Origin of the sequence: Treponema sp., from assembly GCF_045641405.1 — a bacterium.
Classification (GTDB): Bacteria; Spirochaetota; Spirochaetia; order Treponematales; family Treponemataceae; genus Treponema_D.
Genome location: NZ_JAZUGX010000017.1, coordinates 133,261 through 153,868, shown reverse-complemented (window position 1 = coordinate 153,868; position 20,608 = coordinate 133,261). Strand labels below are relative to the sequence as shown.

The 20,608-nt window shown below is 40.7% G+C and carries 20 protein-coding genes and 1 tRNA gene; 13 read left to right on the top strand and 8 right to left on the bottom strand.

Going from position 1 to position 20,608, the window contains the following annotated elements:
- Nucleotides 1-222: 222 nt before the first annotated feature.
- Together ACKI39_RS03430 and mgrA are read right to left on the bottom strand one after the other, a co-directional pair.
- Nucleotides 223-1,398: an iron-containing alcohol dehydrogenase gene (locus ACKI39_RS03430; protein WP_407397675.1), complete on the bottom strand. Its 1,176-nt coding sequence runs from the start codon at nt 1,396-1,398 to the stop codon at nt 223-225.
- Nucleotides 1,399-1,416: 18 nt separating this feature from the next.
- Nucleotides 1,417-2,409, bottom strand: coding sequence for an L-glyceraldehyde 3-phosphate reductase (gene mgrA / locus ACKI39_RS03425; protein ID WP_407397673.1), 993 nt, complete (start codon nt 2,407-2,409; stop codon nt 1,417-1,419).
- 74 nt (nt 2,410-2,483) lie between these two features.
- Here mgrA and ACKI39_RS03420 point away from each other — a divergent pair, with 74 nt between their 5' ends.
- The gene (locus ACKI39_RS03420; RefSeq protein ID WP_407397671.1) at nt 2,484-2,903 is read left to right on the top strand and encodes a MerR family transcriptional regulator; all 420 of its coding nucleotides are present in this window, start codon (nt 2,484-2,486) and stop codon (nt 2,901-2,903) included.
- Nucleotides 2,904-3,030: 127 nt separating this feature from the next.
- Here the strand turns inward: ACKI39_RS03420 and ACKI39_RS03415 are convergent, their stop codons facing one another.
- From ACKI39_RS03415 to ACKI39_RS03405, 3 genes are all read right to left on the bottom strand, one after another.
- Nucleotides 3,031-3,777, bottom strand: coding sequence for a transposase (locus ACKI39_RS03415; protein ID WP_407397669.1), 747 nt, complete (start codon nt 3,775-3,777; stop codon nt 3,031-3,033).
- A gap of 120 nt (nt 3,778-3,897) precedes the next feature.
- On the bottom strand, nt 3,898-4,341 hold the full coding sequence (locus ACKI39_RS03410) for a YkgJ family cysteine cluster protein (protein ID WP_407397667.1): 444 nt from the start codon (nt 4,339-4,341) through the stop codon (nt 3,898-3,900).
- A 31-nt stretch (nt 4,342-4,372) separates the two neighbouring features.
- The gene (locus tag ACKI39_RS03405; RefSeq protein ID WP_407397665.1) at nt 4,373-5,653 is read right to left on the bottom strand and encodes a deoxyguanosinetriphosphate triphosphohydrolase family protein; all 1,281 of its coding nucleotides are present in this window, start codon (nt 5,651-5,653) and stop codon (nt 4,373-4,375) included.
- Between the two features lie 141 nt (nt 5,654-5,794).
- Between ACKI39_RS03405 and ACKI39_RS03400 the strand changes: the two genes are divergently transcribed.
- The 9 genes from ACKI39_RS03400 to ACKI39_RS03360 all read left to right on the top strand — a co-directional run bounded on the left by ACKI39_RS03400 (nt 5,795) and on the right by ACKI39_RS03360 (nt 14,681).
- Nucleotides 5,795-6,460: a hypothetical protein gene (locus tag ACKI39_RS03400; RefSeq protein ID WP_407397663.1), complete on the top strand. Its 666-nt coding sequence runs from the start codon at nt 5,795-5,797 to the stop codon at nt 6,458-6,460.
- Between the two features lie 70 nt (nt 6,461-6,530).
- Nucleotides 6,531-7,556 carry a threonine aldolase family protein gene (locus ACKI39_RS03395; RefSeq protein WP_407397661.1) on the top strand — a complete coding sequence of 342 codons (1,026 nt, stop codon included), beginning with the start codon at nt 6,531-6,533 and terminating at the stop codon, nt 7,554-7,556.
- A 90-nt stretch (nt 7,557-7,646) separates the two neighbouring features.
- Complete coding sequence (locus tag ACKI39_RS03390; RefSeq protein ID WP_407397659.1) at nt 7,647-8,315, top strand: HAD family hydrolase; 669 nt, start codon at nt 7,647-7,649, stop codon at nt 8,313-8,315.
- A 138-nt stretch (nt 8,316-8,453) separates the two neighbouring features.
- Complete coding sequence (gene ucpA, locus ACKI39_RS03385; protein ID WP_407397657.1) at nt 8,454-9,248, top strand: SDR family oxidoreductase UcpA; 795 nt, start codon at nt 8,454-8,456, stop codon at nt 9,246-9,248.
- Nucleotides 9,249-9,258: 10 nt separating this feature from the next.
- Nucleotides 9,259-10,314 (top strand): helix-turn-helix domain-containing protein, encoded by a 1,056-nt coding sequence (locus ACKI39_RS03380; RefSeq protein ID WP_407397655.1) that lies wholly within the window; start codon nt 9,259-9,261, stop codon nt 10,312-10,314.
- A 196-nt stretch (nt 10,315-10,510) separates the two neighbouring features.
- Nucleotides 10,511-11,875, top strand: a complete 1,365-nt coding sequence (locus tag ACKI39_RS03375; RefSeq protein WP_407397653.1) for an aspartate aminotransferase family protein — start codon at nt 10,511-10,513, stop codon at nt 11,873-11,875.
- An 8-nt stretch (nt 11,876-11,883) separates the two neighbouring features.
- Nucleotides 11,884-12,876, top strand: coding sequence for a phosphotransferase enzyme family protein (locus ACKI39_RS03370; RefSeq protein ID WP_318711238.1), 993 nt, complete (start codon nt 11,884-11,886; stop codon nt 12,874-12,876).
- A gap of 34 nt (nt 12,877-12,910) precedes the next feature.
- Nucleotides 12,911-14,314, top strand: coding sequence for an APC family permease (locus ACKI39_RS03365; RefSeq protein WP_407397650.1), 1,404 nt, complete (start codon nt 12,911-12,913; stop codon nt 14,312-14,314).
- 25 nt (nt 14,315-14,339) lie between these two features.
- Nucleotides 14,340-14,681 carry a P-II family nitrogen regulator gene (locus ACKI39_RS03360; protein WP_318689474.1) on the top strand — a complete coding sequence of 114 codons (342 nt, stop codon included), beginning with the start codon at nt 14,340-14,342 and terminating at the stop codon, nt 14,679-14,681.
- Between the two features lie 83 nt (nt 14,682-14,764).
- Here the strand turns inward: ACKI39_RS03360 and ACKI39_RS03355 are convergent, their stop codons facing one another.
- Nucleotides 14,765-15,514, bottom strand: a complete 750-nt coding sequence (locus tag ACKI39_RS03355; RefSeq protein ID WP_407397648.1) for a DNA/RNA non-specific endonuclease — start codon at nt 15,512-15,514, stop codon at nt 14,765-14,767.
- A 225-nt stretch (nt 15,515-15,739) separates the two neighbouring features.
- A tRNA-Arg gene (locus tag ACKI39_RS03350) sits at nt 15,740-15,814 on the bottom strand.
- A 220-nt stretch (nt 15,815-16,034) separates the two neighbouring features.
- On the opposite strand from ACKI39_RS03350, the gene sufC reads away from it, so the two are divergent.
- The 3 genes from sufC to ACKI39_RS03335 are packed head-to-tail and all read left to right on the top strand — an operon-like array spanning nt 16,035 to nt 19,360.
- Complete coding sequence (gene sufC, locus ACKI39_RS03345; protein ID WP_407397646.1) at nt 16,035-16,895, top strand: Fe-S cluster assembly ATPase SufC; 861 nt, start codon at nt 16,035-16,037, stop codon at nt 16,893-16,895.
- Nucleotides 16,895-18,310, top strand: coding sequence for a Fe-S cluster assembly protein SufB (sufB, locus tag ACKI39_RS03340; RefSeq protein WP_318690212.1), 1,416 nt, complete (start codon nt 16,895-16,897; stop codon nt 18,308-18,310). The genes sufC and sufB overlap by 1 nt, the downstream gene beginning before the upstream one ends.
- A gap of 15 nt (nt 18,311-18,325) precedes the next feature.
- On the top strand, nt 18,326-19,360 hold the full coding sequence (locus ACKI39_RS03335) for a SufB/SufD family protein (protein WP_407397644.1): 1,035 nt from the start codon (nt 18,326-18,328) through the stop codon (nt 19,358-19,360).
- Nucleotides 19,361-19,400: 40 nt separating this feature from the next.
- Here ACKI39_RS03335 and ACKI39_RS03330 read toward each other — a convergent pair whose 3' ends face one another.
- On the bottom strand, nt 19,401-20,600 hold the full coding sequence (locus tag ACKI39_RS03330) for an MFS transporter (RefSeq protein WP_407397642.1): 1,200 nt from the start codon (nt 20,598-20,600) through the stop codon (nt 19,401-19,403).
- Nucleotides 20,601-20,608: the final 8 nt, after the last annotated feature.

Genomic DNA, 20,608 nt, shown 5'->3' with positions numbered 1-20,608 from the left:
ATGCAGCCGTTTTGAACCTATATGCGTTTCTTTATGCTCTTTTACAATTTTTAATTTGAACTCTTCTGAGTATTTGGACATAAAAAATGCACCTCCTAAAATTGAACTTTATTTGTCCAACTTTAGGGGTGCACTTCATTTCGGGGCAGCCTTTTTTGTTTGTTTAAGTTGACTGAGGGGACAGGGGACAGACCCCTTGTCGTGGATTCTGGGTATTTTGGCTTATAACATAAGTTTATAGATATTTTCTACGTCCTTCTGGTTCAGTTTTGTGAAACCACAGATTTCTCCAGAGCCACCGTTGCCGTAACAGCAGGTGTGTGCAAGTTTTTCAATGTCCTCAGGTTTTGCTCCCAGTTCTGCAAAATTCTTTGGCATGCCGATAGAAACCAGGAAGTTCTGCAAAGCCTTGATTCCTTCCTTTGCTGTGTTTTCAGGATTATCAAAATCCATCTGGCATCCCCATACGCGGACTGCAACTTTTGCAAAACGCATTACATCGTGTTTCATTGTATATGTGAAAACTGCAGGCATTGTTACTGCAAGGCCTGCACCGTGGGCACAGTCGTAGAGGGCAGAAAGTTCATGTTCTATGCCGTGGCTTGTCCAGTCCTGGCTTCTTCCAACTCCGCATGAATTGTTGTGAGCCATCATTCCAGCCCACATGATGTTTGCCCTTGATTCATAGTCGCTAGTGTCAGCAACAGCCTTTGGTCCTTCTGTCTTCATTGCAAGCAAAAGGGCCTCGATCATTCTGTCTGTTGTCTCAACATTGCTTGTGTTTGTAAGGTAGCGTTCGTAAAGGTGAGCCATGATGTCAGTGATTCCGCAGGCTGTCTGATAGGCTGGAAGTGTCTGTGTGAGGGCAGGGTTAAGGATAGAGAACTTTGGTCTGTAGGCTTCACCGCTTGCACCGCGCTTGAGCATGCCTTCTTCCTTTGTGATTACGGAATCAGGGGAACCTTCCGAACCTGCGGCAGAAATTGTAAGTACAGTTCCGATTGGAAGTGCCTTTTCCACAGGCTTGCCTTCATAAAAATCCCAGAAGTCTCCGTCATAAACGGAACCGGCAGCTATTGCTTTTGAAGAGTCAATAACGCTTCCACCACCAACGGCAAGAATGAAGTCGATGTTTTCTTTCTTGCAAAGGTCGATGCCTTCGTAAACAAGGCCGCTTCTAGGATTAGGTTTAACTCCGCCAAGTTCTACAAAAGGAAGACCTTCTTTTTCGAGGGATTTTTTTACCCTGTCCAAGAGACCTGATCTGATTACGGAACCTCCGCCAAAGTGCACGAGGACCTTTGAGCCGCCGAATCTTTTTACAAGCTGGCCTGCGTCATTTTCCCTGTCCTTGCCGAATGCAAAATAAGTTGGTGCATAAAAGTTAAAGTTTTCCATTAAAATATCTCCTATAAATTATTTTGAAAGTTCATCAATCTTTTTCAGTTCATCTGCGGTAAAGGATGTCTTCTCGATGCACTTTACGCAGTCCGTAATCTGGGATGGGCGGCTTGCTCCTATGAGAACGCTTGTAATGTCATTGTCTTTTAGGATCCAGCTTAAAGCCAACTGTGCAAGGGTCTGTCCCCTCTGTTTTGCTATTTCATTTAAGTCTTTTATTTTTACAAGTTTTTCAGCAGTAAGATCTGATTTATGAAGGAATGGAGTGTTTTTGCCGATTCTACTGTCTTCTGGTATACCATTAAGATATCTGTCAGTTAAAAGCCCCTGTGCAAGAGGAGAGAAGGTAATGATTCCTTTTCCTTCTGCTGGGGCGCTTTTCTTAAGACCGTTGTTTTCAATAGTCCTGTCAAAAATATTATACTTGTTCTGGTTTATGATGAAAGGAGTCTTAAGTTCAGACAGAATTTTTGCTGCCTTCTTCATTGTCTTTCCATCATAATTTGAAATTCCAACATAAAGGGCTTTTCCAGATTTTACAATCTGATCCAAAGCGACCATTGTTTCTTCAAGAGGAGTATTTGGATCCATTCGGTGATGATAGAAAATGTCCACGTATTCAAGTCCCATTCTTTTTAGGCTCTGGTCAAGACTGGCAATCAAATATTTCCTGCTGCCCCAGTCACCGTAAGGACCTGACCACATTCCATATCCTGCTTTTGTAGAAATGATAAGTTCATCTCGATAGATGCCAAGATCGTCCTTGAGTATTTTTCCAAAATTTTCTTCTGCGGAACCTGGAAGAGGACCGTAATTGTTTGCCAAATCAAAATGTGTGATTCCTGCATTGAAAGCAGTAAAACACATTTGTCTCATTGTTTCATAATCGTCATTGGTACCAAAGTTGTGCCACAAACCAAGGGATACTGCCGGGAGCATCAAGCCTGATTTTCCGCAACGATTGTATTTCATTCCGTCATATCTTTTTTCAGAAGCAAAGTAGCTCATTGATAATCCTCCATTTATATAATACAACTTAAAGTTAACTTGAACTCAAGAGGTTTTGTGATAAAATATAACTTATGAAAGAAACGTACATATATTCAATAAAGGAAATGTCTGAGAAATTTAATCTTCCTTCTTCGGCACTCAGATATTATGAAGAAATAGGTCTGCTGGAAAATGTTGAACATCTTAACGGGTATCACAGAAAATATGATGATTCTCATGTGGATAGGCTTAACGCCATTGAATGTTTTAAGAAGGCTGGTCTTCCCTTGAAGGAAATAAAGCGTTTCTTTGAATATGAAAAAAACATGCAGAAAAAGTCGCAGAATATTCTTGAAATGATGATGGAGCAGAAAAAGAAAACTGAAAAAGAAATAAAAGACCTTAAGGCAGGACTTGCCCATCTGGAAAAGAAAATCAAATACTACACAATGGTAGACAAGGCTGTTAAGGAAGACAAGAAAATTCCTGCCTGGAACGAGGTGATAAAATAGGTCTTATGGTTTAAGTTGAATTTTAGAACAGTAGGGACAGACCCTTTTTATTAGATTGGATCAACTATATTGGATTGAAAAATTCAGAAATCATATGTCATAGTTATTTTTGAAAAATTAGATGGTTTTAGGATTTTTTTATGATTGATCTGCTGATTCCAGTAAGACGGGAGATTTGGTTTATTGAGATTCCATTCTTTTTTAAGGTGGAACATTTTTGAATTTGTTCGTCAATGGAAAGCCGCTCCAGTTTGTAAGGTGATGTTATTCCAAATATTTTTTTTATAAACGTGAAAGCCTTCTCATCGGTAAGAAAAAACTTGTTTTCAAACTCCATGCATTTTGATACTTCTTGTTGATTAAGGAATTTTAATACGGCTTCTTTTGATCCAAATAGATTTATTATATAGTTCGTCTTTATGAAACTGTTGTTTTTACTGTTGATAAAAGCTATATAACTATTCCATTTGTAGTGTTCTGCAGATCCTAGCCCAGCTTTTTCACAATTTTGGATAATGTATCTATATACAGTCATGTAATATTTGTCATCAGGAATTGGTTCACTTTTGAATCTTCCTTGAAAAAGATGACCGCAGCGATCATATTTCCGATTGAAATAGAAAACATAACTGTTGGCTATTTTCTGAACAAGTAAACTCATGTTCTGGTCGGCATTTCCTATTAAAATGTGAACATGGTTGTTCATCAGACAATAGGCATGAACTTCTATACCCAGTTCCATTGTGTATTTCTTCATCTTTTTTATAAAAAATATCTTATCGGCACTGTCGATGAATAGGTTTTGTTTATTGTTTCCTCTTAAAATAATATGATATAAGCCTGTGATGCCGAAAGTTCTTGGTTTTCTAGCCATATATATATTTATATAAACGAAAAAAAATAAATATTGGTAGTTTTAGAAAAAAAAAGTGATTGAAATATAAAAAAAAAGGGTCTGTCCCCGTTATGTTAATGGGGACAGACCCCTATTCATTCATTGTCTAGTAATAGGTACTCTGCGTTCATATTTTTTAAGTTCAGAAGCAATTTCCTCTTTATCATGTACATCTCCTGTATTGATTCCAGGACAGTGTTCTTTTTCTGCATCCCAGGAATCCTTACATGCAACAATCTTAGTCCAGAAAGGGTATGTGCTGCACTGAACGGGCCTTGCGGAATAACACTGGCATCCTGGAATTGAAGGATCCCAGAAAATGCAATCGTCTGTTTTCTCTGATTTGTGCATGGTTTTCAAACAAAGGTATTCCTTTCCGTCAGCATTTTCAAGCCACTGGCAGTACACCTTTATGAACTGTTCTTCCGTAAGTTCAGCCCAAGATGCAAGTCGAGACAAATCATTTTCAGAAAGCATCACTACGCCGCCCTTGAACCTGCAGCAAAGGGAGCAACCGTTGCAGGAAAATTTAACTTCTTCCACTGTTTTCCTCGTGTTATTTTAATTAAATAAATTAGAATCCTACGATTTCATTGAAGGCCTGGATTGCAAACTGGTCGCTCATTCCGCTTATGAATTCAATGATGCATTTTTCCCAGCTTTCATTGTCATTGATATCGAAAACCTGCATGGTCCTAACATGGAGGATGTTCTTTTTCTGTGCATCGTAGTTGGAATATTTTACCAGCCAGTTGCCGAAAGTTTTTTGAAGGCTTGGCATGTACCTTAAGACCTGTTCAATTCGTCCGTTTTGTGCATAAACCTGAAGCTTCATTAAAGTCCTGAAAATTGTGCTCAGGATGTTTTCCGCATAGCGGGCAAATTCTTCAAGTCGCCAGTTTTTGTAGATGTTGGCATAGCTGAATCTTTTTAGTTCAGTTATGAATTTATAGTAAGGTTCACTGAAACAAAGACCTTTTTCAGGGGAACTCTGTTCGCAAAGGTCTACTATCATGTCGTTTATGAGTACAGTTGTGTTCACTGCACGACCTGAACGATAGACACCGTTGGTCGTATGGTTTGAATATTTCTTGTTTGGACCAAAGCCAAGTGTTGCGCCAACGATTTCCCTAAGCTGACGGTAAGCTGCCATGTCCAGAATGTGGTAGCTTCTTGCATCTTCAATGTCACGGCCAAGGAAAGAAACCTTGTCGGCAACCTTTACGATGCAGCCTTCCCAAGTGTATGGGGAAACAACGCCTGGTCTCTTTATTGAATAAAGCTCGATGTTTTCGTCTCGAGGCTTAAGCCCCTGCTGATCAACCTCTCCGCAATGGCATATAAGACCGTCTCGTACGGCATAGGTCAAGTCCAGATTTGTTCCGTATCCGTCTGGATCCTGTAGTGTTTCGATAAAATCTGCAAAGAAAAGGCTATTACGTTCATGCCAGAATTTCTTTGGAGCATTTTTACCTTCCTTCTGACTGGTGATTAGTTTGTTTAAGATATCTTCTCCAGTATGCCCGAAAGGTGCGTGTCCTATGTCGTGACCAATGGCAATTGCTTCCGTCAGTTCTACATTGAGTCCAAGATGCTTCGAAATTGTAGAGCTAACGCTTGCGACATGATTTACATGTTCGATTCTAGTGCAGATGTGATCGTTCTGGGGGGCGTAAAATACCTGGGTTTTGTGTTTTAGCCTTCTGTATGCCTCACAGTGAAGTATGCGTGTGTAGTCGCGTTCAAATTCTGAACGGATTCCATTTCTGTTATAGAGGGAATTTTCTCGTTGAATTGCCTGCTCCCATTTTATATTGTTTTCATCACATCTAACATTTATAAAGGAATCTTTCATGCCTAAAGTATAGTACAATTTTATGTTTTTGGGCATTGTTCGCATTAACAGTATTCATTTTTTCGTTTTGGGCATTTCTTGTAGGTATAGATGGGTCTGTCCCCTCTGTTAAAGAGTTATGAAATAATACTTAATTGATATTTGTCATTTGCACATTGGGGTCTGTCCCCCTTTGTCCTGTTAGGAGTTTCCATTGTCGGTAAACTAACTGATGGCTTAATTGGATGGAATAAAATTCAATTAATTGTCAAAATATCAATAAATATGATGTATCTCGTTACCGCATTGTTTGACGAAAACACTACTAGTTATTTTCAACAGCTGATATCAGAAATGTCAGCCGTTAGTGGGAATGATTTCATGATGACCAATCATATTCCTCCTCATTTGACACTTCTTCAAGTTCATAGCCGATTGGATTTTGGTACAATAGTTTCAGTTTTTGAAGATTCCTTTGCTTCTGAATGTATTGAGGAGGTTGTATTTAAGGCTGTCCAATCGAAAATTCCACATGTGTTTTATGTTTCTGTAGATATAAATGAATGGCTTTTAAAAATAAACAAAAAATTATTCGATTCTTTTACTTCCCTGGATAGAACGATAGTCAATCAACTTTATGCCCCTGGTTGTTTTTACCCTCATGTGGCTTTAGTAAAAAGGCTGGATGATCTTCAAAGAAAGGGGTTGCAGGATTTTCTGAAGTTCATTAGTCTTCCAGACTCTGGCAAAATAGTAAGGATAGAACTTACGGAAGGGAATCCTCCAAACAAGTTATGCGAAGTGATTTTGCCTAGACGAAATCAATAACACTTTTTTCAATTTACATTCACTGGTTCATTCATTATTATTTTCTTACTTTTATTCAGAGGAAAATGTCATGCTGTTTTTTGTAAATGATTATGGAGAAGGGGCACACCCAAAGATCCTTGAAAAATTAGTTGAAACAAATATGGAAAAACTTTCGGGCTACGGAACCGATGTCTATACTGAAAGCGCAAAGAAGAAAATTGCGGCAGCCTGCAGTTGCCCTGACGCACAGATTATGTTCCTTACAGGCGGAACCCAGACAAACCAGATTGTCATCGATACAATTTGCCATGACTATGAAGGCGTTGTTTCTGCCACTACAGGCCATGTAACCTGCCATGAAGCGGGTGCCATTGAATTTTCAGGTCACAAGGTTCTTACAACAGAAACAAAGGATGCAAAGGTTGTTGCTTCGGGACTTAGAAAAACTCTTTCAGATTTCTTTGCAGATGAAAACCATGAGCAGATGGTGTTCCCTGGAATGTGCTACATAAGCCAGCCTACAGAATACGGAACCCTCTATTCAAAAAAGGAACTGGAAGACATTTCTGCAGTCTGCCATGAATTCAATATTCCTCTTTACCTTGATGGAGCACGCCTTGGATATGCCCTTGCTGCAAAGGAAAACGATGCCACGATGGAAGACATTGCACGCCTTTGCGACATTTTCTACATTGGCGGAACAAAGGTAGGTGCCCTCTGTGGTGAGGCCCTTGTATTCACAAAAAAAAACATGCCTGCCCATTATGTTGCTCAGGTAAAGCAGCACGGGGCTCTTGTTGCAAAGGGAAGGTTGAACGGCATTCAGTTTGATGTTCTTTTTACAGATGATCTTTACACAAAGATTGCCGCCAACGCCATCGAATGTGCAGACAGAATCAAGGCTGAACTAAAAAAGAAGAACTACACTTTCTGCATAGATTCACCTACAAACCAGATTTTTGTAGTTCTTGAAAACGACCAGTATAAAAAACTGACAGAAAAAGTTGCCGTAAGTTTCTGGGAAAAATACGATGACAGCCATACGGTGATCCGCATTGCCACAAGCTGGGCCACAAAAATGGAAGATGTAGAAGAACTCTGCAAGATTTTGTAGCGCTATAAGGAATCATTCTAAAGAAAATATAAATGAAACTATAAATATTCCATTTTGTTTAGTCTGATTTTTTTAGATAATTGCAGAACTATGACTATTTCTGGTGCCATATTTGATCTTGACGGAACATTGATTGATTCCATGGGTATTTACGACGAAGTAGGTTGTGCATGTCTTGAATGGTTAGGTTTAAATGAGAATTCAGAACTGAAGAAACTCTTTTTTACAAAAACAACAATAGAGTTGTCTCATGTTTTCAGGGAAAAATACGGCATCAATAAAACAGAATCGGAAATAGTAGATGGAATTAACGATGTTTTATTTGATTTCTATGCCAATAAAATTAAAAAAAAGGAAGGCATCCTTGAATTCCTCGAACTGCTCAAATCAAAAAATGTAAAGATGGCACTTCTTACAGCTTCAGATAGGAAAGTTGTGTTTCCCTGTTTAAAACGAAACGGGCTCTTGGAATATTTCTATGAATTTGTTTTTTGCTCGGAATACAATACTTCAAAACATGAAGGGGATATTTTTTTATTTACAATGAATCTTCTTGGCTCAAGAAAAGAAGAGACCATTGTCTTTGAGGATGCACTTTATGCCATTAGGTCTGCAAGAAAAATTGGCCTTAAAACATGTGGAATTGAGGATGAATGGTGTAGCAAAGATAAAAATAAAATTGTAGAATATAGTGATTTCTACGGAAAAAACTGGGCTGATATCAAGGGAATTTTTGATGGCTTTCGATGGGAAACCTAAAAAAATAACTAAATGACATAAAAAAAATACCTTATCATAAATGTTGTTTTATGATTGAATTTCAATAGTGCAAAGAGGCACGGAATGTGAAGTAATCTTCCTGTTCCGTGCCTTTTTTTATTGCTCAAGAGGTGAAATATGAAGAAACTTGAAGGAAAGGTATGTGTAATCACAGGTGCATCTAAGGGAATTGGTGAAGGCATTGCCAAAGTGTATGCAAAATACGGCGCCAAGCTTGTTCTTGCTGCAAGGGGACCTAAGGTACTTGAACTTGCTTCTGAATTGAAATCACAGGGATTTGAGGCAACTGGAGTTCAGGTTGATGTTTCTGATTTTGAAAGCTGTAAGAAGCTTGCTGAAATAACCGAAAAAACATATGGAAAAGTAGATACATTGGTCTGTAATGCAGGTATCTGCGTTCTTGAGGATTTCCTGGGTGACGACGATTTCAAAAACCGTGACATGCATATCGATATAAACATTAAGGGTGTGTGGAATGCAACAAAAGCAATTCTACCAAGCATCGTCTCAAACGGTGGTGGGGCAGTTGTGATCATGAGTTCTGTAACTGGTGACATGGTTGCTGATCCTGGTGAGGTTGCATACGCAACTTCAAAGGCTGCGTTGGTTGGATTTACTAAATCAATGGCTCGTGAAGTTGCAGATAAGAATATCCGTGTGAATGCTATTTGTCCGGGATATGTACTTACACCACTTGTTGAAGGTATGGCACAGCAGTCTGATCCAGAGCATCCGGAACGCGCCATTAAGGCTATTGCCGATGCAGTTCCACTTAAAAGACTTGCAGATCCTGAAGAAGTTGGTGAATTGGCAGCCTTCCTGGGGTGCAAGGAATCCAGCTACATAACAGGAACTCAGATTGTAATTGATGGTGGAAGTACCTTGCCAGAAACTTCTTCAATGGGTCAATAAAATGCATCGTGTGTCTTTTTTTGACAGAAAAGGCGTAAATGCTGAAAAAATCATGAAATTCTCTTTCTGGGAAAAATTCCGGAATTTCGATCTTGATACAGAAATCATCAGGAGTACTGAATTGCTATCTGAAAGAATTCACCAGAGAAAATCGGATATTCTGATAGCCTTCTCTGATGGTACTGACTTAATTTCTCCGGAAAGGATTCATGATTTTGTAAGAAAATTTGCAAAGCTTCAACTGATTGTAATCGGAAGAGATTCATCATATAAGACCACCAGATGCTATTTCCTGAGCGGAGTATATGATTATCTTACAGATCCTTTTGACGAATCAACATTGGAGGAGTCCGTTGCAAGAATGTGCTGTGACTATGGTGTTGATTATGTGGAAAATGAATTAAAGTTCAAGGTTGATGCCCTGATTGCAAATATTTTTCTTGGCGGTGGAAGCGAGGATTTTATTATCAGTGAAATCTTTGAACAGATTTTCAAGGATTGGAATAATGATCCGGTTAACTGTCAGATAATTTCAGACAAGGCAAAACTGTATATCTACGAGACATTGATTGAAAGAAAACCATGGCTTGAAAAATTTCTATACAAGGATGATTTTACATATCGTTTTGGTTTTTCACTTAAAAGCAAAGGTGAACTTATCCGAATCTGGATTATGAACTTTAAAGAAGCTAGTACCATGGTAACTAAATATCAGATGATTGATGATAAATTGGTCTACAAAATTGGGAAATATGCTGTAGTTCATGTGGATGAAAAATTATCTCTTGATGATGTTTCCAAAGGCGTTTTCTTGAACCCAAGCTACATAAGCCATGTTTTCAAGAAGATAACAAATATGAGTTTTGTCAATTTTATGACGGAGGTTAAGATTGACCGTGCAAAAGTTCTTTTAAGGGATAATGAAATGAGCATAAAAGAAATTGCCTACACGTTGGGATTTGCAAATCAGGAATATTTTACAAAAATATTTAAAAAGAAAATGGGAGTAACACCAATCATGTACAAACAGTTTCTTATGGAAAAATATGTGATAGAAGAATCATGAGAACCTAAAAAAAATACAATATGAACTAAATTTATTTCAAAGAAATATAGATTTTTATTTTGTATAACTTAGACAACGAATGATGAATGCCGGTAAACAAACCGGTTAGCATACTGAGTACAAGGGCGTACAAGATTCAGCTGGAAAAGCTTGAGTTTTGTACGCCTTTTTTATTTATTTTTTTGGAGGTTGTGAAATGTCTTATGTACCGGGACTTGCAAAGTCCAGCATCTTGGATTGCAACAGATTTAATAGCATGGATGCCGATTCCCTTGACCCAACAACAAGGGAACTTGTTAAGCGTCGTGAATCCTGTATGGGAAGCTCATACAGACTCTTTTACAAACGACCATTGAACCTTGTAAAAGGGGAAGGTGAATATCTTTGGGATGCTGAGGGAAATAAGTATCTTGATGCATACAACAATATTCCAAGTATGGGACATTCACATCCAAAGATTGTTGAAGCTGTTCATGAACAGATGAAAAAAATCAACACCCATACACGTTATCTTCATGAAAACATCATCAACTACAGTGAAAGATTGCTTTCGCTCATGCCAAAAGAAATTGACCGTGCCATGTATATGTGTTCAGGATCAGAAGCAAATGACCTGGCTTTGAGAATCTGTATGGCATACACAGGGGGAACAGGAATCCTTATTTCTCAGGAAGCCTATCATGGTAATACACAACTTGTGAGTGCAATTTCACCATCTATCGGAGGTGGTCAGAAACTTCTTGATAGTGTTCGTCTTGTTCCTACTCCGGACTTCTACAGGTTTGGAGATGATGCGGAAGGGTTTACAAAGTGGTATTGCGATGAGATCCAAAAGCAGATAGACGACATGAAAGCCCATGGAATCAAGCTTGCATGTTTCATTGCTGACTCTATTTTCAGTTCTGATGGAGTCCTGCCTTATCCTAAGGGATTCCTCAAGGCTGCTGTTGATGTTGTCCATAAGAACGGTGGCTTGTTCATAGGCGATGAAGTTCAACCTGGCTTCTGTAGATCAGGAGATTCTTTCTGGGGCTTCTTAAGACATGGAATCACTCCTGACCTTGTTACCATGGGTAAACCTATGGCAAATGGAATTCCTTGTTCAGGGCTTTGCGGGAAACATGAAATTCTTGAAGCTTTCAGCGAGAAGTTTCCTTACTTCAATACATTTGCCGGAAATCCAGTTTCAATGGCTGCTGCAATTGCTGTGCTTGATGTTATTGAGAAAGAAAATGTTCTTGAACATACAAAAACAGTTGGAGCAGATTTCCTAAAGGCATTGAAGGAAGTTCAGGCAAAACATGGGGAGTCGGTTGGTGATGCAAGGGGTGCCGGACTTTTCATAGGAATTGAGTTTGTCAAAGATCCTGAGAGCAAAACTCCTGATCCAGAATTGGCTCAGCTTGTAATAAACAAGATGTATGAAAAAAAGATTCTTACATCAAACTGTGGGCCTTATGGAAATGTTTTGAAAGTAAGACCACCGCTTGCATTTAAGTCCGAAGACATCGATTGGTTTGTTTCGGCTCTGGATGAAAGTTTAACTGAATTGAATAGATAGGAGTACATATGAATTTTGATATGGATTTGTTTAACCAGGTTGCAAAATCGGCCTTGGAATACTACGGGTGGCAGGACAAGGATGAAGCAAAATTAATCGTCCTTTCTGAAAATGCTACATACATGGTCAAGAATAAAGAAACTGGAAACAACGATGGTGTTCTTAGAATTGGTCGTCCAGGATATCACACATTGAGTGAACTTAATTCGGAAATGAAGTGGCTTAAACAGATCAATGAATACACACCTTTGATTGTTGCCAATCCGATGAAAGGTCTTAACGGTGAATATATTCAGAACGTGAAAGGTCCGGATGGAGAGGTTTACAACTGTGTGATCACCGAGTTCCTTAAGGGATCTTCTCCTGACGAAAACGATGAAGAACAGATGGTAAAGCAGTTCAAGTATCTTGGTGAAACAACAGCTTACCTTCATCGCCAGACAGAAATCTGGAACGGAACCTCAAAAATCGATCGCTTTGAATGGAGCTTCGACAATGTAATCGGTAAGACACCTAAATGGGGTGACTGGCGTGCATTCCCGGATATGACTCCGGAAGCACAGACCTTCCTTGAAGATGTTGTTCAGATTATTGAAAAAAGGCTTAAGAGATACGGTAAGACTGGAAACAACTTCGGTTTGATTCATGCTGACTTAAGACTTGCAAACTTGCTTATTGAAGGAGAGCAGATAAAGGTAATCGACTTCGATGACTGTGGATTCGGTTGGCATCTTCAGGACTTGGCTTCGGCTTTGAGCTTTATCGAATCAAAACCAATCGTTCCAAAACTGGTTAATGCCTGGCTTTCTGGATATAAGAAAGTTCTGCCTTTTACAGATACCGATTTTGAGGAAATTGATACTTTCATCATGATGAGACGACTTCAGCTTACGGCTTGGCTCGGCTCTCATCAGCAGTCCGGTCCGGTTGCAGAGTTGAGCGTTGGATGGATGGAAGGAACAATGGATTTGGCTGAAAGGTTCAAGAGACTTTTCGGATAATCATAAAAACTTATTAAACTACGGAGGAATTATTATGGAAGAATCAAGAAGTGCTTTGTCTAAGTCAATGAAGTTGCTTTATGTTTATGCAATGGCTACTGGCGCAATCTTTACTTTCATGTGCTATTGGGATGGAATCTTCATGTCCTATACAGGACCTGCAACATTCCTTGCCTTTGCATTGATGACATTGGCAATTTTGCCAACAGCTTTCGTTTATGCGGAATACTCGACTATGCTTCCTGCAGCAGGATCATGTCTTGTATTTAATACGGTTGGTCTGAACAAGCATGCAGGCTTCTGGTCTGCATGGCTCATCATGTGTGCATGGGTTGCAGTTCCTGCAGCTGGTGTTCTTGGAATCCTTGCCTGGTTGAACCATCAGTTTGGACTTAACCTTGACGGTACAACTGCAACAATCGTTGGATCTGTTATCCTGTGTTTCTGGTGTGCATTAAGCATGTACAAGAATGTTGTGGCAGGAAAGGTTCAGTCATTTATGCTCATGGCAGGTATCATCGGAATCCTCATCTGTTCTGCAATGTTCATGTTCAGCGGTCACTGGTCAATTGAAAACTTCCAGAACTTCTTTACAAGCAGCAACATGAAGGAATGGGGTGGTTCCTTTGCATCAGTCGGAATTGCATGGGCTGTCGGTTGTTCGTTCATGATTACTCCATTCTTCGGGTTTGAAACTGTACCTGCAATGGTTGAAGAAGGTACATTCCCAATCAAGGACCAGAAGAAGGCTATCCTTGGTTCTGTTGTAACATGTGGTGTCATCTATGTAATCTTCTACTTTGCAATGGCTGGTGCACTTCCATGGGAAGAACTTACAAACAAGGGTGATTGTCATCCATTCATAACTTTCGAAGCTCTTGAAGCTTGCTTTGGTCCAAAGATTACATGGTTTGTAATCATTATGGGTATTGTAGGAATCGTATTCCCAATCGGTACATCAGTACTTGGATTCTGGTACTCTGCAGTACGCATGATTTATGCAATGGGTAGAAACAACTTCCTTCCAAAGCAGTTTGCTACAACAAACAGATATGGACAGCCAATTTTGCCAAACATTCTTATCCTTTTGGTTTCTGTTGGATTCATTGCAATGCAGTCAATTACAGCATTCTTTGACCTTATGGCTTTTGCCTGTGCATTGTGTTATGCACTTACATCGATTTCTTCAATGGTAATCGACAAGAAGCATCCTGAATGGGAAAGACCTTACAAGTGTCCTAAGATCATCAAGATTCTTTCTGTTATAATCATGCTTGGATGTTCATTCTTTACAACAATCGGAATCGGTCCTAGAACTTGGGCTGGATTTGCAGGATACATGGGTGTTGGATTTGTACTCTGGATCTACATGATTGCTTACAAGTGGAAGCATGAAAATGTATGGATGAAGACTCCTGATGGTGATGTTGAATACTAATAAAAAACATTAAAGGGGTTTACATATGAAGGAACTTGAAATAATCATTAAGCCGGAGAAACTTGAAAATCTGAAAAGGATCCTTGATTACGAAGGTGCAAGGGGTGTCATGATATCTCAGATTTTTGGTTATGGACATCAGCGTGGTTCTGGACAGGTTTATACAAGGGAAGAAACCCCAGGAATAAACCTTCTTCCTAAATTGAGCGTAAGGACTGTTGTAAAGGATGATATTGTTGAAAAAATCATCAAAAGGGTTCTTGATGAACTTAATACAAGCAGTTTTGGAGATGGAAAGATCTTCATAAAAAATATTGATGATGCTGTAAAAATTCGCACAGCTGAACGTGGAGATGATGCTCTGTAAAAACTTGATCTGATTATCATTCTGCCCTATGGAAATTTGATTTACTGTGACCTCCATAAATCAGAAATCCATAGGGCTTTTTTTTATTTCCACATTTCAATATTCACTGAACTTTCAATCTTTTCTTCTTCTGAATCGGGAAGGAAAGAGAAAATGTCAAAACCGGTTCTGCTTTCGATTTCGTCTGCCGTCACGCAATAGTCCCAAAGGGTTCCTTCGCATTTTGAATTTGGCATGATGAAACTTATGGCTGTTGCCGTTCCGTCTTCTGACTGTGCAAGGATGGATTTGAAGAAATATTCCGGAACCGCTACCTGATTGCCGCCTATTTTTGCATAGCCGTCTGCATCCTTTTCAAGAATTGGACCTGTAACGACAATTATTTTCCCAAATCGGTCAGCCCATCTGCGTACCTGGCTTTCCAGCTGCTGCCACATTCCGCGGTTGAATGCAGGGGCCTGGGGAGTCATGTTGCTCATGAAAAAACTTTCACTGCAGCTTTCCTTGCTCCATTCCATGTCCGCCGCTGGGGCAAGGTGTCCTCTGTCGTAACCTGATTTTTTGTAGTCGCTTAAATCTGAAGAACCAGTTGTTATTGAAGGATCGGGTCTAAAGTCGTTGCTTCTTCCGGTGACTGCTTTAAGTTCCTCGCGGGTCAAAATGTAGGCAGCCCATTCGGCATCTTCGTAGCTTTCCCTGTAGCAGAGGGTAAAACCGCTGTATGTGTGGATCTCGTGGTCGCTGTCATTGTCAGGATCATTGTCATTTCCATTGCAGACTGGAATTGCATTGAGTTCAGCATAGAAATCTGAAGGAATTTCTTTCGAATCCATAGGGGTCTGTCCCCTCTGTTCGCAAGTGTTTTCGTCATGTTTTAGGGGTCTGTCCCCTCTGTCTGTGTCCCCTCTGTCTGTAATTTTGTCTTTATTTGTTATAGCCCAAACCATAGCAATAAGGATAAAGATTGCAATTAATAGAAGGAAAAACTTTTTCATGAAACCTCTGTAGCTGTGTATTTCAAAATGGCAAAAAAAAAGCTCCCTCAAAGAGGAAGCAAGTGACGCTTGGCGGACTCGAACTGCCGACCCTCTGCTTAGAAGGCAGATGCTCTAATCCAGCTGAGCTAAAGCGCCAGGTGAAGTTAATATACAGGATATAAGTTTTTTTTTCAAGAGTAAAATTGAAAATTGCACTTTTTTGTTTCATGTTTCATATGACAGAGGGGACAGACCCCTTATTGCTTCTGACAGAGGGGACAGACCCCTTGTCTTAAAATAAAGAAAATTAACTTACTTTGATTTTTTTCCATATATTTAGTATATTAATTGCATTATTTAAGGTTAGGAATTTATTATGGCAGAACTTTTGACAATTCAGAATCTGTGTGCTGATATCGGAACAAAGTCCATTCTCAAGGACATCAATCTTACAATCAATCCTGGTGAAACCCATGTTCTTATGGGACCTAATGGTGCCGGTAAATCGACTTTGGGCTATACACTTATGGGAAGCCCTGAATATACAATCACTGGCGGAAAAATTCTTTTTAATGGAAAGGACATTACTGAATTTACAGCAGACCTTCGCGCAAAGGAAGGTATTTTCCTTAGTTTTCAGGAACCACTTGAAGTGCCTGGCGTTTCTCTTGAATCTTTCATCCGCTCAAGCATGCAGCAGGTTACCGGTCAGAAGATCAAGCTGATGCAGTTTTCCAAGGAACTTGAAAAGAACATGGACATCCTCAAGATGAACCATTCTTATGCTGAACGCGACCTTAATGTTGGTTTTTCCGGCGGTGAAAAGAAGAAGAGCGAAATACTCCAGCTTTTGATGCTCAAGCCAAAATTTGCAATCCTTGATGAAACAGACAGCGGCCTTGATGTTGACGCATGCCGCACCGTAAGCAAGGGTATTGAAGAATACATGAAGAGTGTAGGCGGATCTCTTTTGATTATCACTCACTCTACACGAATCCTTGAAAGCCTCAAGGTTGACAAGACACACATCATGGTCAAGGGAAAACTTGTCCACACTGGTGACGGTTCCCTTGTTCAGGAAATCAACGAAAACGGATTTGACAAGTTCATTCCTCAGGAAGTAAAGGACGAGGAGAGAAAGGCTGCTCTTGCCGCCGCTGCAAAGGCCGCAATGGATGCCATCAAGAATTCTGTAAGCAAAGAAGATCTGCAGGACCAGCTTAAGGAAAGCAAGTAATGTCAAACGAAAAGACAAAAGTTAATGAAATAGACAGAAGCCTCTACGATTTCCGCTATGAAGAAAAGGATGAAGAATTCTACAAGATTCGTGCGGGCCTTGATGATTCAATCGTGGAAAAGCTCAGCCAGGATAAGGAAGACCCTGAGTGGATGAAGGAATTCCGCTTAAAGTCCCTCCATCTTTTCAACAGCATCAACGAGCCTGAATGGGGACCGGACATCCGCGACCTGGACATTCAGAAAATCGTTACTTATGTTAAAGCCAAGACTGACATGGCTACAACCTGGGAAGATGTTCCCGAGGATATCAAGAATACCTTTGAAAAGCTTGGCATTCCGGAAGCTGAACGCAAGAGTCTTGCAGGTGTTGGCGCTCAGTACGACAGTGAGGTTGTATACCACAATGTTCAGGAAGACGTTGCAGCCCAGGGTGTTATCTACACTGACTTTGAAAGCGCACTAAAGAGCCCTGAATGGGGACCAATGGTAAAGGAATACTTCATGCACCTTGTTCCACCTACGGACCACAAGTTTGCGGCCCTTCACGGTGCGGTATGGTCTGGCGGTTCCTTTGTCTATGTTCCTAAGAACGTAAAGGTCAAGATTCCGCTCCAGTCTTACTTCCGCTTGAATGCGGCAGGAGCTGGTCAGTTTGAACATACTTTGATCATCGTTGACGAGGGTGCTGACCTTCACTTTATCGAAGGATGTTCCGCTCCTAAATACAATGTTGCAAACCTTCACGCAGGCTGCGTAGAACTTTATGTAAAGAAGAACGCACGTCTTAGATATTCTACAATCGAAAACTGGTCAAAGAACATGTACAACCTCAACACCAAGCGCGCCATCGTTGAAGAAAACGGCCGCATGGAATGGGTCAGCGGTTCTTTTGGTAGCCATATTTCATATCTTTATCCGATGACGATCCTCAAGGGCGATAATGCTACCTGTGAATTCACTGGAATCACTTTTGCGGGTGCTGGTCAGAACCTTGATACCGGTGCAAAGATGGTCCACATCGGAAAGAATACAAGCACTGTAATTAACACAAAGTCCATTTCAAAAAGCGGCGGTGCATGTACCTACAGAAGCGCCATCGTTGTAAACGAAAGTGCAAAGCATTCAAAGGCAAGCGTTGACTGCTCAAGCCTGATGCTGGACAACGAAAGCCGCAGTGACACCGTTCCTGCTATGAACATCATGACGGACGACTGCGATGTTGGACATGAAGCAAAGATCGGTCGCATTTCAAACAAGGCCATCTTCTATTTGATGAGCCGCGGAATCAGCGAGGAAGATGCCCGTGCAATGATCGTAAGCGGTTTTGCAAATCCTGTAAGCAAGGAACTTCCTCTTGAATACGCCGTTGAAATGAACAACTTGATCCAACTTGAGATGAAGGGCCAGGGCTAAGGTGGAGGAGTAAAAATGAAAGTAAATAATTTTCCATCTTTGACATGGAACTTCTTAAAGATAAACAATACGGAACTTGGCGGTCTTGAAGGCATTCAGTCTGAACCTTCTGTTTCTCTGGTTGACGGTGTTGCCGTTTCTGGAGCAGGCGATTCTTTTGCGTCGATTGCAACCGGTATGGGCGCGGAATTTGATTCTGCCTTTGACGGTCTTAAGCTCAATGCAAGAAATTTTTCAGTTGCCGCAGGTAAAAAGACGGATGTTGTGCGCGTTGTTTATTCCGCAGAGAAAGACAGCTGTGTTGATGAAATCCAGATTGCCGCAGGTGAAGGCAGTGAAAGCAATTTCATTTTTACATTCAAGTCTTCTGAAAATTTCAGCGGATCTGTTGGCGCAAGAATCCGTGTTTCTGCGAAAGAAAATGCTGTTGTCCGCATCGGTCTCGTTAACCTTTGCGGTCCTGATGCAAAGACTTTCGTTTCATTCGGAAGCAAGGCCGGTGACAATGCTGTTGTTGAGACAACTGAAATCATTCTTGGCGGTAAGGAAAACATCTGGGGCAACCACAATGCCCTTGAAGGATACAAGTCTCACTTTAACGGCCACAATGCATATCTTGTCAACGACAGTGAAAGCCTTGATGTAAACTATGTTTCATTGCATACGGGACGTGAAACTGAAAGTACAATGGCTGTTGACGGTGTAGTGGATGGAACTGGAAAAAAGACCTGGCGCGGAACCATCGACTTCAAGAACGGTTGTGCGGAAAGCAAGGGAGACGAGCAGGAAAACGTTCTTCTGCTTGATCCAAAGGTTGTCAACAAAAGCCTTCCTGTAATCCTCTGCGATGAGGAAGCTGTAGAAGGCCGACACGGTGCTTCCATCGGCCGCCTTGGAAAGGAAATCCTTTTCTACATGCAGAGCCGCGGTGTAGATGAAAAGACTGCCCAGAACCTTATGATCCGTGCAAAGGTAAACACTGCCGCCCGTTGCCTTGGTGACGAAAAAACTGCGCAGGAAGTAATGGACTTTTTGGGAAAAGAAGACTGACAAAGTCGTGACATATTAAGGTCTGTAGCCGGAATGATTTTCATTCCGGTTTTTTATTTTTTGTTTCTGTTTTTTCCTTTAGCAAAAGGAAAGTCACGCACAGAACAAGAATCAGTGGAAATCCTATACCTGCAAAAATTCCGGATTGAAGGTTTTCACCGTTGCGCTGGGAAACAAAGCCGATGATGGCCGGACCAAGTGAGCCTCCCAGATCTCCGGCAAGGGCAAAGAAGGCAAATATTGCAGTTCCGCCCAGTGGCAGAGACTTTGATGCAATGCTTATTGTTCCAGGCCACATTATTCCGACTGAAAAACCGCAAAGTGCGCATCCCAAAAGTCCCATGAGCGGAATTTTTGCAAAGGCCGCAATGAGATAGCAGGCTAAACAAAGCATTCCGGATATAACCATGAATTTTTTCAGGTCATATTTTTCGCCGTATTTTCCGTAGAATACACGGCTTATTCCCATGAGGATTGCAAAACAGCATGGGCCTGCAAGGTCTCCCACAGTTTTTGAAACATGGAGTGCAGATTCCACGAAAGCAGATGCCCATTGGGCCATGGCAATTTCCGAAGAACCTGCACAGACCATAAGCAAGCAGAAAAGCCAGAAAAGTTTGTTTTTAAATAACTGATTAATGGTCATTCCTTTTCCGTCTTCAACCAGATGTTCAATAGGGCATGTTGCAAAATTCAGTATGTTGTACAGCGGCACCAAAGCCCAGAGGCACGCAAGAATTCTCCACCGGTCAAGGCCTGCAAAATGAAAGAAAACTGTTGAAAGTAAAATTACGCCTACAGAACCCCAGCAATAGAATGAATGAAGAAGACTCATGGTGCCTGCCTTGTTTTCAAAAGGACAGGCCTCGACAATGGGACTTACTAGAACTTCTATCAATCCGCTTCCGACGGCGTAAATTATCGTACAGGTAATGATTCCTGCATATGGATTTACAAATAAATCCGGAAGAAGTGCAAGGCCTGCAAGACCAAGTCCTGATGTGATTTCTGAAATGATGATGCTTACCCTGTATCCGATTCTGTCAACGAACTTTGCGCAGAAGAGGTCAACTACAAGCTGTGTAAAGAAAAAGCAGGTTGATATGAGGGCTATTTTGCTCAATGGTATGCTGTAGGATCTATGGAACGTCAAAAATAAAAGCGGAACAAAATTTGCGGAAATTGCCTGCGTGATGAATCCAAGATAGCAGGCGGTCAAAGTCTTCTTGTAATTTTTCATACGGAATT

Coding starts and splice junctions, on each gene's coding strand:
- ACKI39_RS03430 (WP_407397675.1), bottom strand. CDS start 1,398: ATGGAAAACTTTAACTTTTATGCACCAACTTATTTTGCATTCGGCAAG.
- mgrA (WP_407397673.1), bottom strand. CDS start 2,409: ATGAGCTACTTTGCTTCTGAAAAAAGATATGACGGAATGAAATACAAT.
- ACKI39_RS03420 (WP_407397671.1), top strand. CDS start 2,484: ATGAAAGAAACGTACATATATTCAATAAAGGAAATGTCTGAGAAATTT.
- ACKI39_RS03415 (WP_407397669.1), bottom strand. CDS start 3,777: ATGGCTAGAAAACCAAGAACTTTCGGCATCACAGGCTTATATCATATT.
- ACKI39_RS03405 (WP_407397665.1), bottom strand. CDS start 5,653: ATGAAAGATTCCTTTATAAATGTTAGATGTGATGAAAACAATATAAAA.
- ACKI39_RS03395 (WP_407397661.1), top strand. CDS start 6,531: ATGCTGTTTTTTGTAAATGATTATGGAGAAGGGGCACACCCAAAGATC.
- ACKI39_RS03390 (WP_407397659.1), top strand. CDS start 7,647: ATGACTATTTCTGGTGCCATATTTGATCTTGACGGAACATTGATTGAT.
- ucpA (WP_407397657.1), top strand. CDS start 8,454: ATGAAGAAACTTGAAGGAAAGGTATGTGTAATCACAGGTGCATCTAAG.
- ACKI39_RS03375 (WP_407397653.1), top strand. CDS start 10,511: ATGTCTTATGTACCGGGACTTGCAAAGTCCAGCATCTTGGATTGCAAC.
- ACKI39_RS03370 (WP_318711238.1), top strand. CDS start 11,884: ATGAATTTTGATATGGATTTGTTTAACCAGGTTGCAAAATCGGCCTTG.
- ACKI39_RS03365 (WP_407397650.1), top strand. CDS start 12,911: ATGGAAGAATCAAGAAGTGCTTTGTCTAAGTCAATGAAGTTGCTTTAT.
- ACKI39_RS03360 (WP_318689474.1), top strand. CDS start 14,340: ATGAAGGAACTTGAAATAATCATTAAGCCGGAGAAACTTGAAAATCTG.
- ACKI39_RS03355 (WP_407397648.1), bottom strand. CDS start 15,514: ATGGATTCGAAAGAAATTCCTTCAGATTTCTATGCTGAACTCAATGCA.
- sufC (WP_407397646.1), top strand. CDS start 16,035: ATGGCAGAACTTTTGACAATTCAGAATCTGTGTGCTGATATCGGAACA.
- sufB (WP_318690212.1), top strand. CDS start 16,895: ATGTCAAACGAAAAGACAAAAGTTAATGAAATAGACAGAAGCCTCTAC.
- ACKI39_RS03335 (WP_407397644.1), top strand. CDS start 18,326: ATGAAAGTAAATAATTTTCCATCTTTGACATGGAACTTCTTAAAGATA.
- ACKI39_RS03330 (WP_407397642.1), bottom strand. CDS start 20,600: ATGAAAAATTACAAGAAGACTTTGACCGCCTGCTATCTTGGATTCATC.